The 15,663-nt window shown below is 61.6% G+C and carries 16 protein-coding genes; 4 read left to right on the top strand and 12 right to left on the bottom strand.

Annotated features, from left to right (window positions below; genetic code table 11):
- Positions 1-135: 135 nt before the first annotated feature.
- The 5 genes from I2I01_RS13960 to I2I01_RS13940 all read right to left on the bottom strand — a co-directional run bounded on the left by I2I01_RS13960 (position 136) and on the right by I2I01_RS13940 (position 5,127).
- Positions 136-1,503 carry a lysophospholipid acyltransferase family protein gene (locus I2I01_RS13960; RefSeq protein ID WP_196287096.1) on the bottom strand — a complete coding sequence of 456 codons (1,368 nt, stop codon included), beginning with the start codon at positions 1,501-1,503 and terminating at the stop codon, positions 136-138.
- Positions 1,504-1,572: 69 nt separating this feature from the next.
- Positions 1,573-2,493 carry a helix-turn-helix domain-containing protein gene (locus tag I2I01_RS13955; protein ID WP_196287095.1) on the bottom strand — a complete coding sequence of 307 codons (921 nt, stop codon included), beginning with the start codon at positions 2,491-2,493 and terminating at the stop codon, positions 1,573-1,575.
- A 16-nt stretch (positions 2,494-2,509) separates the two neighbouring features.
- Positions 2,510-3,388, bottom strand: coding sequence for an alpha/beta hydrolase family protein (locus I2I01_RS13950; protein ID WP_196287094.1), 879 nt, complete (start codon positions 3,386-3,388; stop codon positions 2,510-2,512).
- A gap of 45 nt (positions 3,389-3,433) precedes the next feature.
- Positions 3,434-4,429, bottom strand: a complete 996-nt coding sequence (locus I2I01_RS13945) for an aldo/keto reductase (RefSeq protein ID WP_196287093.1) — start codon at positions 4,427-4,429, stop codon at positions 3,434-3,436.
- A gap of 173 nt (positions 4,430-4,602) precedes the next feature.
- A complete protein-coding gene (locus tag I2I01_RS13940; protein WP_196287092.1) occupies positions 4,603-5,127 on the bottom strand; it encodes a DUF6799 domain-containing protein in 525 nt (174 codons plus the stop codon).
- A 385-nt stretch (positions 5,128-5,512) separates the two neighbouring features.
- Here I2I01_RS13940 and I2I01_RS13935 point away from each other — a divergent pair, with 385 nt between their 5' ends.
- Positions 5,513-6,448 carry a DnaJ C-terminal domain-containing protein gene (locus I2I01_RS13935; protein ID WP_196287091.1) on the top strand — a complete coding sequence of 312 codons (936 nt, stop codon included), beginning with the start codon at positions 5,513-5,515 and terminating at the stop codon, positions 6,446-6,448.
- Between the two features lie 17 nt (positions 6,449-6,465).
- Entirely contained in the window at positions 6,466-6,792 is a 327-nt protein-coding gene (locus tag I2I01_RS13930) for a hypothetical protein (protein WP_196287090.1), read from the top strand.
- A gap of 145 nt (positions 6,793-6,937) precedes the next feature.
- Here the strand turns inward: I2I01_RS13930 and I2I01_RS13925 are convergent, their stop codons facing one another.
- From I2I01_RS13925 to I2I01_RS13905, 5 genes are all read right to left on the bottom strand, one after another.
- The gene (locus I2I01_RS13925) at positions 6,938-7,684 is read right to left on the bottom strand and encodes a ZIP family metal transporter (RefSeq protein WP_196287089.1); all 747 of its coding nucleotides are present in this window, start codon (positions 7,682-7,684) and stop codon (positions 6,938-6,940) included.
- Between the two features lie 183 nt (positions 7,685-7,867).
- Positions 7,868-8,239 carry a hypothetical protein gene (locus I2I01_RS13920; RefSeq protein WP_196287088.1) on the bottom strand — a complete coding sequence of 124 codons (372 nt, stop codon included), beginning with the start codon at positions 8,237-8,239 and terminating at the stop codon, positions 7,868-7,870.
- A 28-nt stretch (positions 8,240-8,267) separates the two neighbouring features.
- Positions 8,268-8,900 (bottom strand): hypothetical protein, encoded by a 633-nt coding sequence (locus tag I2I01_RS13915; RefSeq protein WP_196287087.1) that lies wholly within the window; start codon positions 8,898-8,900, stop codon positions 8,268-8,270.
- 133 nt (positions 8,901-9,033) lie between these two features.
- On the bottom strand, positions 9,034-9,900 hold the full coding sequence (nadC, locus tag I2I01_RS13910; RefSeq protein WP_196287086.1) for a carboxylating nicotinate-nucleotide diphosphorylase: 867 nt from the start codon (positions 9,898-9,900) through the stop codon (positions 9,034-9,036).
- Between the two features lie 218 nt (positions 9,901-10,118).
- Entirely contained in the window at positions 10,119-10,520 is a 402-nt protein-coding gene (locus tag I2I01_RS13905) for a DUF4783 domain-containing protein (protein ID WP_196287085.1), read from the bottom strand.
- Positions 10,521-10,703: 183 nt separating this feature from the next.
- Here I2I01_RS13905 and gpmI point away from each other — a divergent pair, with 183 nt between their 5' ends.
- Together gpmI and I2I01_RS13895 are read left to right on the top strand one after the other, a co-directional pair.
- Positions 10,704-12,245: a 2,3-bisphosphoglycerate-independent phosphoglycerate mutase gene (gene gpmI, locus I2I01_RS13900; protein ID WP_196287084.1), complete on the top strand. Its 1,542-nt coding sequence runs from the start codon at positions 10,704-10,706 to the stop codon at positions 12,243-12,245.
- Positions 12,238-12,822 carry a hypothetical protein gene (locus I2I01_RS13895; RefSeq protein WP_196287083.1) on the top strand — a complete coding sequence of 195 codons (585 nt, stop codon included), beginning with the start codon at positions 12,238-12,240 and terminating at the stop codon, positions 12,820-12,822. Before gpmI ends, I2I01_RS13895 begins: the two co-directional genes overlap by 8 nt.
- Position 12,823: 1 nt before the next feature.
- Here the strand turns inward: I2I01_RS13895 and I2I01_RS13890 are convergent, their stop codons facing one another.
- Entirely contained in the window at positions 12,824-14,389 is a 1,566-nt protein-coding gene (locus I2I01_RS13890) for a hypothetical protein (protein WP_196287082.1), read from the bottom strand.
- Positions 14,390-14,494: 105 nt separating this feature from the next.
- Positions 14,495-15,568 (bottom strand): peptide chain release factor 1, encoded by a 1,074-nt coding sequence (gene prfA / locus I2I01_RS13885; protein WP_196287081.1) that lies wholly within the window; start codon positions 15,566-15,568, stop codon positions 14,495-14,497.
- Between the last annotated feature and the right edge of the window lie 95 nt (positions 15,569-15,663).

Raw genomic sequence — 15,663 nt, 5'->3', positions numbered from 1 at the left:
AGGGGAGCCTGATGAATCTCTAAAAAGCCCCGACACTGCACAGTGCCGGGGCTTTGTCACAAAAGAACGGGTCTGGTGTTGACAGGACGGATTGCCGCGCTTCACTGCGTTCCGCTCGCAATGACAAACGGCACTTTAGCCCTTTTCCCGGCCCGCCAGGTATTCCTTCCGTGCTTCCTCCAACTGCCGCACCAAGCCGGCGCGCCGCTGCAGCAGCTCCTCGCCCAGCGTGGGCGTGGCGCGGAAGAAACGCAGCACCCGCAGCCGCTCGAGGCGGGCGCGCAGGGTGGTCCAGTAGCTAAGGGCGTAGAAGCCGGTGAGGGGCAGGCTGAGCACGTAAAGGGCCGTGAGGCGCCAGTCGTGCGTGAGCCAGTGCTGCACTGCGGCCGCCTGCAGCGCATAGGCCAGCGGGAAGGTGAGCATGCCCACCACCAGCATGATGGGCGCCACAAACTCCACCTCCTTGGTGGCGCGTTTGGCTATGACGGACGGCAGGATGTAGGGCAGGTAGTTGTTCAGCACGCCGTAGAGCCACACCGGCACCCCCAGAAACAAGTTGAGCAGGCCCGCGAAAGTGCCGCGGCTTTGGCCTTCCACGGCCTCGTCGGTGAGGTGATGGCGGCGCAGGTCTTCCAGATAGGTTTGGAACTGCAGGCGCATGGCCACTAAGCGGGTAGGAGCGTGCTGCTCGAACCAAGCCAAGGCCTGCAACAGCGTTTGGCTGAGCTGGAAGTTGTCGTAGAGCGTGGTGGGGTCGTCGTCGGGGTTGAGGTGGCTGCCGAAGGTGCGCTCTACCTGCTGCACAAAGGCGTCCTCGGCCGCGTCGCGGGTGATGACCAGGCGCCGCTCCAGTGCCTCCCTGATGGCGTCGGTGAGCTGGTCGGCGGCGGCTTCGGGGTCCTGGGCGTAGGCAGCGGCGTAGTCGGCCACCACAATGGGCGGGGCCACGTTCAGCAGCACGTCGGAGCGAAAGCGGCTGGGGTCGAAGTAATTGGTGGCAATGGGCACCACCTTCAGGCCCAGCTTGAAGCCGTGCCGGGCCTCGGCGCCCAGCGCAATGCGGGCGGCGCCGGTTTTGAGCGGGCGCAGGCGGCGCTCGCTCACGCTGGTGCCCTCCGGAAAAATCATGATGGTACCGCCCTTGTCGAGGTAGTCGTAGCAGCGGCCGAAGACGGCCTCGTTCTGGGCCATCACTTGCTCGGGCGTGGCCGGAGCGCCGCCCACTTCAGCGTCTTGCCGCCGGTAGATGGGGATGGAGTTGCCCGACTGCATGATGGCCCGCACAATGGGGTTGACAAAAAACGTGCTTTTGGCCAGAAAAGCCACCGGCTGCCGGGTGTGAATGGCCGTGAGCAGCGGGTCCATGAGGGTGTTGGGGTGGTTGCCGGCAAAGAGCAGCGGGCCGGGCTGGTTCAGCCGCTCGCGGTGCCGCACTTCCATGCGCCGGAAGAACACGCGCAGCGCCACCTGCACCAACGGCTTCATCACAGTATAGAAAAGCATGAGCGGGAATACGTAAGGCCTGCGAAGGTAGCCGTAAGCTCCGCAATCCGTGTGGGCACCGCCGCGTGTCTACTGCACCGAAAACCGGAAGGCCGCCGGCGTGAGCCCGGTCTTACTCTTGAACAGTCGCGTGAAATACTGCGGGTACTCAAAACCCAGCCTAAACGCGGCCTCGTTCACTGTGAGCGAGGTGCTGAGCAGCAAGTGCTTGGCCTGCTCGATGAGGGCGTGGTGCAGGTGCTGCTGGGTGGTTTGGCCGGTGAGGCTGCGCAGCATGTCGCTGAGGTAGGCCGGCGACACGTGCAGGGCATCGGCGAAATGCTGCACGGTGGGCAGCGGCCGCGCGTCCTCCGCCGCAAAGTAGCTGGTGAGCAGGCCCTCGAAACGGCTGAGCAGGTCGTGCTCGGGCGTGCGCCGGGTCAGGAACTGGCGGTGGTAGAAGCGGTTGGCGTAGCTCAGCAGCAAGTCGAGCTGCGAAATGAGTACGTCCTGGCTGAAGGCATCAATGGGCTGCTCGTACTCGGCCTTCATGTTGCGCAGCAGGCCGTCGAGCACGGCTTCTTCCTTGGCCGAGAGGTGCAGCGCCTCATGCACGTCGTAAGAGAAAAAGCTGTAGCTCAGAATCTTCTTGGCCAATGGGTACTTTGTCAGCAAGTCGGGGTGAAACACCAGCATCCAGCCGCTGATTTCCGATAAATCCAGCGTTTCATCAATGGCGAACACCTGCCCCGGCGCCTGAAACCCCAGCACGCCTTCGCCAAAATCATAGGACTGCCGGCCGTAGTGAATATTGCCTTTCAACCCCTTTTTCAGCCAGATGCTGTAGAGCTGCGGCACCACCGGCGTGAGGCCCGTGGGCCGCGCCTGCCCGCGCGTTTCGGTCAGGTCGATGATGGTGAGCAGGGGATGAGCTGGCGCCGGGCACCCGCAAAAGCGCGTGTAGTCTGTGACGGTTGGCAGCACGCGGAAGTCTTTGCTAACCTGTTTCATATCCTGTTTTTTGAAATCAATCAACGTCTAGCTCCTGCGTCAAAAACGCCAGCACCTCCGCATTCATCTCTTCGTGAAACTGCAACCGGTCGAAACCCGGCGGGTCTTGCGACGGTGGAAACGCCGCACTCACCCGCGCCGCCGGAAACGGGCTCAGGAAGGCGAAGTGCCCGGCATTGGGTACCACGCGGTGGGTGAGCCGCTGCTGGTCGGGCACACCGTTCAGCACAACTTGGGTGTGGAAATGCGTGGTGTGCTCGTCCTTTTCCGCCTCCATCAACAAGATGGGCACCCGAACGGCGCGCAAAGCGCCCTCGGCCATAAACCAGGGCGTGGCCGGCGCCAGCAGCACCAAGGCTTTCACTCGCTCGTCGTGCGGCACCGGAATAGGCCGGTTCTGCCAATCGGGCGTGTCGCGCGGTGTGGCGGTTGGTTGCCCGCCGGCCAGCGCCAAAGCCGTGTAGCCTCCCATTGAGTGACCAATGAGCCCCACCGCACTTGGTTTCAGCGAAGATGGAAATTGCTGAAGCAAGGCATCGATGCACAGTTGCAGGTGCCGCGGCCGGGCCCGCAGGTTCTGGGGCGTGTGGGCCCAGGAGTCGTCGTCGCGGTTATTGTGCGGGTGTTCCGGCAGGCCCACCACGAAGCCGTGGCGGGCCAGGTGGTGGGCCAAGTTCCGGTACACCAGCCCCGAGCCGCCAGTGCCGTGCGACACCAGTACCAGCCGGAACCCGCCCGGGCTAATGGGCGCCTCCCGCGCCACATCCAGCGTGTACGGCCCCACGCTTTCGGCCCGGCTGGGCGTTGGGCTAGGATAAAGCACGCGCAGGGGAAAAGTGAGGTTCAGCTCGGGGTCTGTCACCTGCAGCTCGCGGTAGCCAACAAAATGTTCCATGCGCTATGGGGAAATGGCCAGCAAGTTCGTCATTTCCCCGTTCGGCTAAAACCCTTCCGGGTAAGCTGCCCCGGCCTGGCTGCCGATGGGCATAATGGCTTCCAGCTCCGCCAACTCGGCCGGGCTAAGCGTGAGGCTGGCCGCCGCCACGTTGGCCTCCAGGTACTTGCGCCGCTTGGTGCCCGGAATGGCCACTACGCCCTGCGCCAGCACCCAGGCCAGGGCCAGCTGCGCCGCCGTCACGCCCTTGGCCTGCGCCAGCGTCTGCAGCTTCTCCACCAGCTCCAGGTTTTTGTAAAAGTTCTCGCCCTGGTAGCGCGGGAAAAAACGCCGCGAGTCGTTGGACTCGAAGTCGTCGGGCGTCTTGATTTCGCCCGACAAAAAGCCCCGGCCCAGCGGCGAATAGCCCACGAAGCCGATGCCCATGTCCCGAGTGGCCTGCAGCACGCCGTTGGCTTCCACGCCCCGGTCGAAGAGCGAATACTCGGTTTGCAGCGCCGTGATGGGGTGCACCGCGTGACCCCGGCGCAGCTCGTCGGCCATCACCTCACTCAGGCCCAGGAAGCGCACTTTGCCTTCTTCCACCAGCCGGCTCATGGCGCCCACAGTGTCTTCCAGTGGCGTTTTCGGGTCGATGCGGTGCAGGTAGTACAGGTCCACGTAGTCGGTGCCGAGGTTGCGCAGGGAGCGTTCGATGCTCTTGCGCACGTACTCGGGCCGGCCATTGTAGCCGCCGGTCCAGGTTTCAGCATCATCGACTTCGAAGCCGAATTTGGTGGCCAGAATCACCTCTTGCCGGCGGCCGGCAATGGCGCGGCCCACCAGCCGTTCGTTCAGCATGGGCCCATATAGGTCGGCTGTGTCGAGCAGGTTCACGCCCAGTTCCAGGGCCCGGTGCAGGGTGGCCATGCTTTCGGCCTCGTCGGCCTCCCCGTACACGCTCATGCCGTTCACGCCGGCCGTCATGCCCATGCAGCCCAGGCCTTCTACCGGTACTTCCAGGCCCTGGCTGCCCAAGGCTACTCGTTTGATGTTGCTCATCCTGATGTGGTTTAAAGTGAATGCTTTTCAGCAGCACAAAGCTCCGACCCGTGCGCCGGGCCAGAACTACACAAAACCACGCAACTGCAACACAAATCGCAGTGGGCCCCAAAGCAAAAGCGCCGCCCCACCCGGAGGCGAGGCGGCGCGGGGCCGGCTAGTGAAGCCAACTATTACTTTTTGCGGCGGGCGGCTCGCTCGGCGGCTTTCTCCTTGTTCTTGAGGCGCTCCTCGGCCAGCTTGGCTTTGGCTTTTTCTTTTTTCTCGCGCTCTTTCTCCATCTTATCGCGCTTGCCGGGGTGCAAGGCATCGAAAGACCGGAGCTTGGCCAGGCTATCGGCCACCACAATTTCCCGGCGGGTGGTCACGCGCCCGCTTAGCGACACGTGGTCGCCCTCGTTTATCTGGGTGGTGGTGCCGTTGGTGGCCGTCACCAGGCCCGTGGTGCTGATGGTGGTGCCGTTAATCAGCTTCTTGTCGGCCGTAAGCGGATTCGAGACACCCAACTCGGTGAGGATGATGCGGCCTTTGTCCATGGTCAGGCCGTCTTTGCGGCCTTCGCCGTTGGCGGCGAGCTTGGCCCGGGCGGGCACAGCGCCTCCCGGGCGGCGGGGCGGCAATTTAGTTTGTGCCTGAGCCACGGTGCCCGTCAAAAAGAACAAGGCAATAATGCTCCGAATGATGAGTGGGTATTTCATGGAAAAGTTAAAAATAGAATAAGTTAAGCAGTGGATGAATCGTTAATAGAGCGCAAGTTACACATTTTATTGCATTCGCCTTCATCTTGTCTTAATGTACGAGTGCAAAATATAAAAAGGTTTTGCGGGTTTGCGTTGGCTGTCTTTTGTCCAAAAAAAGTTGAGTAAAAAGTAGCTAATCAATTTTGATGCCCATTTATTGCCTTGCATCCGTACGGTGCGGCGCGTATCTGGGATTTGAACTGCTTCACCTGGGCATTTGCGGCGGTATAAGCCAGCTTGCAGTGGGCACCGGCATCGCGCTGCAACCAGGAGCCTCGAATGCACGAATACCGAATAACTTGCTGCCCGGCCGCGTTCCGGCCATCTTCAACCTTCTTCGGCAATGGACTATAAAGACTATTATAAAACGCTAGGGCTCGACAAAACGGCCACCGCCGAGCAAATCAAGAAAGCCTACCGCAAGCTCGCCCGCCAGCATCACCCCGATGTGAACCCCAACGACAAAGGCGCCGAGCAGAAATTCAAGGAAATCAACGAAGCCAACGAGGTCCTCAGCGACCCCGAGAAGCGCAAGAAGTACGACCAGTTTGGGGCCGACTGGCAGCGCTACCAGCAGCAGCCCGGCGGCGGGGCTGGCCGCGGCGGCCAGCCCGGTGGCGGCTTCGACTGGAGCCAGTACACCCAAGGCGGCGGGGGCGGCGGTTTCGGGGGCGGTTTTGGCGAGGGCGAAGACTTCTCCGACTTCTTCGGCTCGCTCTTTGGCAACATGGGCGGCGGGAGCGGCCGCAGCAGCCGCCCCGGCGCCGGCCAGGACTACCAGGCCGAACTGGAACTGAGCCTGGAGGAAGCCTACCACGGCGGCCCGCGCACCATCACGGTGAACGGCAAAAACCTGCGCATCACCATTCAGCCCGGCGTGGCCGACGGCCAGACCATCCGGCTGCGCGACCAGGGCGGCCCCGGCCGCAACGGTGGGCCCAACGGCTCCCTGCTCATCACCTTCCGCATCCGGCCCGATGCCCGCTACGCCCGCACCGGCCACGACCTCACCCAGGACGTGCCCGTGAGCATTTACAAGGCGCTGCTCGGCGGCGAGCAAACGGTCGACACGCTCAGCGGCCCCGTCAAAATCAAGCTCAAACCTGAAACTCCGAACGGCACTCGCCTGCGCCTGCGCGGCAAAGGCTTTCCCGTGTACCGCAAGGAGGGCCAGTTTGGTGACCTGTACCTACGCCTGAACCTGACGCTGCCTCAGCACCTCACCGACCAGGAAAAAGAACTGTTTCAGCAGCTGGCGGCCCTTCGGCCCGACGCCTAACCCCCTGTTTCGTCGCCATGGAAACACACCTCATCACCCTCACCTTCCAGGAATGCTCGGCCCGCTACGGACTCGACGTTCTGGCCTTGCAGGATTTCCTGCGCGCAGGCCTGCTCCGCTCAGCCCCCGCGCCCGAAACCGTCATCGTCGACGAGCCCGATGACCTGCCCCGCCTCGCCCGCCTTCACCACGAGCTAGGCCTGGCCCCCGAAGCCCTCGATGTAATCCTAGCCATGCGCCAGCGGCTGGTGCGCCTGCAGGCGCTCTTGGCTAGCGAAACCGCCCGCGCGCGCCAGCTGGAAAACTTCCTACGCGGCAGTGGGGCAGTGGAAGATTTCGGGTAGGAAAATCAGAGCGTCAATACCAATCCGTCATGCAGAGCGCAGCGAAGCATCTCGCCTGCAGTGGTAAATCTTATCGATTGGATTACCATTGCAGGCGAGATGCTTCGCTGCGCTCTGCATGACGTTCTTTTTCTCCCTTCTCCCGCTACGCCACCGCCAGTGCCAGCAGCAGCCCGGCCAGCGTAGCGGCCAGCTTGGGCCAGTTGAGACGATGCTCGGGGCTGGTTTCGAAGAGAATGGTGGTCGAAACGTGCAGGAAATTGCCCGCCACCAGTCCCAGCAGCCCCGCGTACAATCCGCTGCTCAGCAGCTTGCTCAGCACCACGTAGTTGCTGAAAACGATGCCCACCGGCGACGCCAGTGCGAAAATCAGTAGCCCCGGCCACACGCGCCGGAAGCTGCCCAGCCGCAGCCGTAGCAGCGTGGCCAGCGCAAAAGCCGCCGGCATGTGGTGCAGGGCCACGCCCACCACAATGGCGTAGAAATTCTGGCTGATGTCGCCCACTGCCGGCTCTTTCACCAGGATGCTGCCTTCCAGAAACGAGTGCACCACCAGCGCCCCCAGCAGCAGAAAGGGTACCCGGCCTGGCGCGTCGTGCCCGTGGGCAGCCTCGTGGTGTACGTGCCCGTGCTCCACGCCCTGCGACAGCACCTCCAGCAGCAACTGCCCGAAAAAGCCCGCCAGCACCCAGTAGCCCACCCGCTCCGAATGCTCCGGCAGCAGCTGCAGCGCCTCGGGCAAAATGTGCGTGACCGTGAGCGTGAACAGATACGCGCCGCTAAACGCCAGCAGCGGCTTCAGCCACTGGTTGCCGTACTTTCCCGGCACCCACGCGGCCGCCGCGCCGGCACTCAACACCGTGAGCAGCAGCAAGAAAATTGCAAACCCCATACAGAAAAAATGAGGAATGAAGAATGAGGAATGGGGAAGGAGAAGCGGGCCACCCAGGCATCAATTTCTCCTTCTCCATTCCTCATTCCTCATTCTGATAATGACGCAAAGCGGCAGCCCTGCTACCGCCAGCCGGCGGGCAAAGCTGCCACCCATGATGATAACCGAACGAAGCCGCGCGGGTTAGCGCTGCATTTGGTGGCCGTTTTCGGCCGTGTCTGCCTGCGTCGATTTGCCGGCGTCGTGCAGTTGGCCGCGCTTAATCATGCCCTCTTCGGCATTCGCCGAGGTAGCGGAGGCCGGCGTTACCTGCGTGGTGGCCGTGGCGGGGTCCTGGTTGCCGGCTTCGGCCGCCTTCATCAGCGGCGAGTGCATGTTTTCGATGGAGCCATTGGGCACCGAGTGGTCGTAGTTCTCGTCGTTGCGGGTGCCGGGGGCTACCTGGTCGAGCGACACTTTCTCGTCCGGGCGCCAGTCGGAGGGCTCGCTGCTGCAGGAGGTCAGGGCCAAAGTAGCGGCAGAAACGGCCAGCAACAGGGTGGAGGTCAATTTCATCGAAGTAAAATAAGCAGGGGTTGAAATTTTAAACGGTAGCCGCGCCGGCCTCGGCCGGCAGCAGGTTTTTGCGACGCAACAGGGCCTCGAACAGCTTGCGGTCGTTGTCGGCGTTGAAGATTTTGAACGGCAAATGTAAAAACACCGGCACATCAAACGTACGCGCCAGCCACAGGCGCCACGCCGCCAGCCCTTCCGGCGGCGTGCCGGGCTTCAGGTACAGCAGGTAGGCGTCGGCGTCGCGGCGGGCCCGGTCTATCATGTCCCAGGTCAGCTGCATGGCCTTGCCTTCCTTCTCAGGGCCTACGCGCAGCAGGAGCTGCTTGTTATCCATTTCAAACGCCATGCGCTCAAACAACGGCTTGCTCTGCTCCATTTGGGTGATGCCCGTGACCTGCGCCGAGCGGAACAGGACGAACAGGATGGTAAGCACTACGGCCAGTGCTATCCACCACCACGAGGGCAGGAACAGGGCCGGCAGTAGCCCCAGCACAAACGGAATCAGGGCATAGGGCCAGTCTTTTTTCCATACCTCGCCCATCACCATCTTGGTGTAGGCGTCGGTGGTGAGCTGCGTCTTTTTGGTGCGAATAGCCAGCGGCGAAGCCTGCTGTGCCTGGCGGAAACCGCCGCTTCCGCCCCGTTGGTTGGGTTGGTTCATTTATTCAGTGTAATTGAAACGTCGGAACGTTATGCAGAGCGCAGCGAAGCATCTCGCGTGCAGCAGTAAATTCTAATGATTGAGTCACTTGAGCACGCGAGATGCTTCGCTGCGCTCTGCATGACGGTCTAATTTAATATGCTTTCAGACTCAAATCTAGGCTCTTGACGGAATGGGTGAGCGCCCCTACCGAGATGTAGTCCACGCCCGTTTGGGCCACTTCGGCAATGGTTTGCTCGGTGATGCCGCCGCTGGCCTCGGTGGGGTAGCGGCCGGCCACCAGGGCCACGGCCTCACGCAGCTGGTCGGGCTTCATGTTATCGAGCATGATGCGCGTGATGCCGCCGGCGTCCAACGCCTGCTGCACCTCGTCCAGCGAGCGGGTTTCGATTTCGATAGGTAGTTGCAGGCCCTTTTCCTTCAAGTAGGCGTGCGTGGCGGCAATGGCCGCACCGATGCTGCCGGCGTAGTCCACGTGGTTGTCTTTCAGAATAATCATGTCGAACAGCCCGTAGCGGTGGTTCACGCCGCCGCCGATGAGCACGGCCCACTTTTCGCAGAGGCGAAAGTTGGGCGTCGTCTTGCGCGTGTCGAGCAGCTTGGCGCTGGTGCCGGCAATCAGATTATTAAGGTGCGCGGTGTAGGTGGCGATGCCGCTCATGCGCTGCATGCAGTTGAGTACCAGTCGCTCGGCCGTGAGAATGCTGCCCGCCGGGCCTTCCACCGTAAAGGCGATGTCGCCGTGCTTCACGCGGGTGCCATCGGCCAACAGGGGCGTCATCTGCAGCCTGGAGTCTACTTCCTTGAAGATGAGCGGCGCCAGGGCCATGCCGGCCAGAATGCCTTCGCCCTTCACCAGCAGGTGGGCCCGGTTGCGGGCATCGGCCGGGATGGCGGCCAGAGCCGAGTGGTCGCCGTCGCCTACATCCTCGGCCAGGGCCGTGCGGATGAAGGTGGTGAGGGCTTCGGGCGTGAGGTACGGGGCGGGAAGGTTTTGCACAAGGCAAAGGTACGGCCCCTGCGGCGGCTGGGAAAACTGAACGGAAACCGTCTGTCATCTAGAACGCCGTCCGTCACCCTGAGCGCAGCGAGGTACCTTCTCACCTCAGACTCTTTTAGCGTGGGAAGGTCCTTCGCTGCGCTCAGGATGACCGATGGCGCTTAGATAACAGCCATTGGCCACAAAAAAGCCCCGACCTACTCAGGTCGGGGCTTCAATCATTCTTTCGTGAAATCCAGTGTGTCTATCAGCGGGGTACCGCGTGTGGGCTTGAGCTTCACATACAAGCGGTAGGTGCCGCTGCGGCCGGTGTAGCGTCCGATGGCGTACTGAATGCCTTCGCTGCTCTGGCCCTGGTGGATGAACTCGAACGTGCTGGGCGCATTCTTGGCGAAGATGTCCTTCATCACAATCTCGGCCTGCGTGGAGTTATAGTTTTGCTTGTCACCATCAAAACCAATCTCGACGGTGGGAGCGAAGTACTGCGACAACTCGCGGGAAGAGCCATTGCGGAGGGCGGCGCGGACAGCGGAAAGGTTATCGGACTGCGCGTGCGCCGCGACGGAAACCAACAGAAAGAGCCATCCTAAGAATAGCGTCCTAACAAAATAGCGTTTCATTATAAGGGTAATAAGTGCGTCATACGCGAATAGCTTGGAGCGAAAATGGTGCCAAGAAGTGAATCGACCGGCAAACTATGGCAAAAAAGGCGTCGTCAAACTTAACGAAAAGAAAAACAACGCCAAGCCGTTGCAAAGTTAGATAATTTCAACCCATCGACGGGCTGGCCGTATCTTCGCGGCATGAATAAACAGGTTTTGTTGGTGATTCTGGATGGGTGGGGCATTGCCCCGAATACGGCCGTATCGGCGGTGGACGCCGCTAATACGCCGTTCTACCACGAGCTGTTGCAGCGCTACCCGCACAGCAAATTGCAGGCATCGGGCGAGGCCGTGGGCCTGCCCGAAGGCCAGATGGGCAACTCCGAAGTGGGCCACATGAACATCGGGGCCGGCCGCGTGGTCGACCAAGAGCTGGTGCGCATCGGCAAGAGTATTCGGGAGCGCAAGCTGGGCCAGATGCCCGCGCTGGTGAAAGCGTTTGAGTACGCCGTGGCCAACGACAAGCCGTTGCACCTCATTGGCCTGCTGAGCCACGGCGGCGTGCACTCGCACATCGACCACGTGAAAGCCCTCTGCACCATTGCCCACGAAGCCGGCGTGCGCCGTGTGTATGTGCACGCCTTCACCGACGGGCGCGACACCGACCCCAAGAGCGGCGTGCGCTTCATCAACGACCTGGAGCAGCACAACGAGCGCAACGGCGCCAAAATCGCCTCGGTCGTGGGCCGCTACTACGCCATGGACCGCGACCGCCGCTGGGAGCGCGTGAAAGTGGCCTACGACCTGCTGGTGAACGGCGTGGGCACTCCCTCGCAAAACCTGATTCAGAGCGTGCAGGAGCAGTATAAGGACGGCGTGACCGACGAGTTCCTGAAGCCCATCGTGAAAACCGGGGCCGACGGGCAGCCGCTGGCCACCATTCAGGAGGGCGACGTGGTGCTGTGCTTCAACTTCCGCACCGACCGGGGCCGTGAAATTACGGAGGTACTGACGCAGCAGGACATGAATGCCTTCCAGATGCACCGCCTCAACCTGCATTACCTCACGCTGACAAACTACGACGACACTTTTGTGGGTGTGACGCCCATTTTTGAGAAGGACAACCTGGATAATACGCTGGGCGAGGTACTGTCGAAAAACGGCAAAACCCAGATTCGCATTGCCGAAACCGAGAAGTACCCGCACGTCACGTTCTTTTTCTCCGGTGGCCGCGAAAACGAGTTTGTCGGGGAGAAGCGCATCCTGCGTCCCTCGCCCAAAGTGGCTACCTACGACCTGCAGCCCGAAATGAGTGCCGCCGACCTGCGCGACGCCTTGGTGCCGGAACTGCAGGCCCGCTCGGCCGATTTCGTGGTGCTCAACTTTGCCAACCCCGACATGGTGGGCCACACCGGCGTGTTTGAGGCAGTGGTGAAGGCCGTGGAGACGACTGACGCCTGCGCCCGCGCTGTGGTGGAAGCTGCCCGCGCCGCCGGCTACGCCAGCATCATCATTGCCGACCACGGCAACGCTGAGTACATGCGCAACGCCGATGGCTCGCCCAACACGGCCCACACCACCAACCTGGTGCCCTGCATTCTGGTGGATGACAACTACCACGGGACGCTGGCCGATGGCAAGCTCGGCGACCTCGCACCCACCATCTTGGAACTGATGGGCGTGCCCAAACCGGCGGAAATGACGGGCCTGAGCATCCTCCGTCCGGCCGCGCCGAATGCGTAAGCGCGTGCTTGCCCGGGTGGCTGCGGTACTGGCTGGGCTGGGTTGGCTCACGGCTTGCAGCGATGCCGGCCCCAGCGCGCCCGCTGCGCGCCGGCCTCTGTATTTCGACGTAAAAGGTCTGCTCGACCAGCAGATTGCGCAGCTAGCGCAGCGTCGGGCTGCTGTGACCAAGCGCGTGAGCCTGCGCAGCCAAGCCACCGAAATTGTTCGGGTGCCGGCCGTGAAGTGGGCCGATGAGCTGCAGATTTTCTTTCAGGCCGACATCAACAAAGCGGCTTTACGCGGGGCCTACGCCGTCGATTCGGTGGTGCTACCGGGCGGGCTGCTGCGCCGCACCTACACCCGCCGGCCCGGCCAGCCCAACGCCCCAGTGGCCCGTCTCACGGTGGTGCAGCAAAACGGTGCTCCGGTGGACGTGGCGGCTAGCATCGACCAGGACAACCCATTGTTTTCAACCCAAAAGCAGCTTCAACTGCAGCTGAGCGACGGGCAGCTACGGGCCTACAAAGTGGCAGGTACCCAGAAGCTGGTGCTGTTCGATACGCTGCGTTATGCGGCGGCGGCGCGGGTCGAATAAACTACTTGGGATATTCGTAGGCACCCAGCGCTGGATTGGATGGCGTAGCTGGGCGGCTCCGGTTTGGCAAATCGTTGCTTGGCACGGTGGTGCCCGGTGCCGGCGTACGCCCCCGGGCGGGCGAAGTGGGCTGCAACCGATAATTGGGGAGGCTGCTAGTGAGCGAGGTGCGGATGAACAGCGGGTCGGTCACCAGCACCAGGTTAGCCAGAGACTGGGCGCCCAGGCCGGGTTTTTTGGGGGCGTTGGTGGTGGCCTGGAAATCCTTGGTGCGCAGCAGCGTGTTTCGGATGTTGAGGGTGGCGAGGTAGTCGTCGCTATTTACAAGTTCGAGTTCGTTCTCGTAGTTGCCCCAAACAATGCTATTGGTCAGATTGACTACCAGGGAAAAATACTGCGGGTTGCCTTGGTCATCGCGCAACTCGTTGGAGAAGGAAACCGACGAAGTCTGCCGTTGGAACGAGGGCGTGTAGTTGGCAATGGTGCAGAAGTTGAGGTTGAACGTGCCACCGTAGCCGCGCACGGCGTACTCGCCGCAATTAGTGAGCAGGCAGTTGGTGGCCGTGATGCTGCTGCGCACGCCGACGATGCCGCCCGGCGGCAGCCCAGTGCCCACGTAGCTGGGGTTGGAGCCGGAAATGTTGCGTATCACCACGTTTTCTAGCTGCAAATCGGGCGGCGTGGTGTTGGTGGCATCGGTGTTGAGCAGGGAGAAGCCGAAGTTGGCGTTTTTGATTTCGGTGTAGCGAACGACGTTGTTGCGGCTGGTGCCCGTGAAGAAGATGCCGCCCCATTGGCCGGGAATTTCATTGTAGAACGGCTCCAGCCGGTCGCCTCGGAAAAGCACCGTCAGGCGCTTCGCGGCCGTAGTGTCGCCGGCCGTCGGGCTGTTCGTGTCGTTGATTTTCAGCGTGCCATTTACCTGAATGGTAGCGCCCGCGTGACAATAAATTTTCGCGCCCGGCTCAATCAGAAGGGTCGAGCCGCGTTCCACGTAAACCCCGATATCAAACGTGTTGGTGCCCTGCTTGTAGGGGGTATTGATGATAACGTGGGGCTTGTCGTTGCGCCAGACCTTCGTTCTATTGCCCGTCGGTATGTCGATTATATCAGCCCGGTGGAAATACGCATTCTGCCCATAGGCCACCAGCTTCACGTTCTGCTCGTTGCCGTTGGTGCGGAAGTTAATCTGGTCTTCGAGCAGGAAGGGCTTGGTGGTGCTGTTGTCGCCCAGCACGGCGCGCACCAGCACCAGCAGGCTGTCGTTGCCGCGGATGGTGACGCCGCTAGCCGTGTTGCCCGCGTCGCCGTTGATGATGAGCGAGTAGGTGTTGCCCTGCTGGCCCGCCAGGCTAACGTCGGTTTTCACGGCGCTGCTGTTGCGGTTGTACACCCACAGGCGCTTCGTCACGGTTTTGATGGTGGTAAACACCGTGTCGAACTTCACCGAGTCGCGGTCAAACTCCAGCTTGCCGGTGGTTTGCACCAGGTCTTCCTTCGGCTCGCAACCGGGCAGGAAGGTGAGGCAGCTGCTGAAAATGAGGAACAGCGGGAAGAGGTAGCGCATAGATACGGGCGCCCCAGTTGGTGGCGCGGCAAACAAACGACAAAGACCGGAAAAGAATTGCGATGCCAGCAAAAGGGCCGGCGTTGGCCGGCCCTTTCGTCAAACTTACTTCGTTACGCCTTCCTGCAGGCGCTCGGCGCTGTCGGCCAAGCGGAGCTGCTCCACGAAGTCGTCCACGTTGCCTTCCATCACGCTGGCCAGGTTGTACACGGTGTAGCCGATGCGGTGGTCGGTGACGCGGCCCTGCGGGTAGTTGTAAGTGCGGATTTTATCGGAACGGTCGCCGCCGCCAATCATGCTTTTGCGCACGGCGCCGTCGGCTTCGTTCTTCTTGGCCAGCTCCATCTCGTATACACGGGAGCGCAGCACGGCCAGGGCTTTGTCGAAGTTCTTGAGCTGCGATTTCTGGTCCTGGCACTGGGCCACGAGGCCGGTGGGCAAGTGGGTGAGGCGCACGGCCGAGTAGGTAGTGTTCACCGACTGGCCGCCGGGGCCGCTGGAGCAGAAATAGTCCTTGCGGATGTCGCTCATATTCAGCTCCACGTCGAATTCCTCGGCTTCCGGAATCACTACCACCGAGGCCACGCTGGTGTGGATGCGGCCCTGGGTTTCGGTTGCTGGTACGCGCTGCACGCGGTGCACGCCCGATTCGAACTTGAGCTTGCCGTACACGTCCTCGCCGCGCACGGCCACGATGATTTCCTTATAGCCGCCGGCGGTGCCTTCCATGGCGTCAATCAATTCCATTTTCCAGCCCTGCTTTTCGGCGAAGCGCATGTACATGCGCTGCAGGTCGCCGGCGAAAATGGCGGCTTCGTCGCCGCCCGCGCCGGCCCGGATTTCCACGATGACGTCCTTGGAGTCGTTGGGGTCTTTGGGCAGCAGCAGGTCTTTGATGACTTCTTCGAGGCGCTCCTGCTCGGGCAGCAGCTCGTCGAGCTCGGCCTTGGCCATCTCGCGGAAGTCCTGGTCTTTCTCGGTAGCAATGACCTCGCGGGCGTTGTCGATGTTGCTGAGCACGCCTTGGTAGTTGCGGTACTCGGCCACAATCTTGCCCAATTCCTTGTATTCTTTATTCAGGGCCTTATAGCGTTTCAAGTCCGACATCACGTCGGGCTGCATCAGCTCCTCGTTCACGTTCTCGTAACGCTGGTTGATGGCTTCTAATTTATCGAGCATCGGTGTTCAGGAATTAGTCAGTAGTTTGCAAAGATACTGAATCTAAACACCGCTATGTAGGCGAGGGGTTCATTCAGCATCTTCACCCAACAGCG

Origin of the sequence: Hymenobacter properus, assembly GCF_015694735.1 — a bacterium.
GTDB lineage: Bacteria > Bacteroidota > Bacteroidia > Cytophagales > Hymenobacteraceae > Hymenobacter > Hymenobacter properus.
Note: the sequence above shows the minus strand (reverse complement) of the source record. Positions and strands in the feature narration are given on the sequence as shown.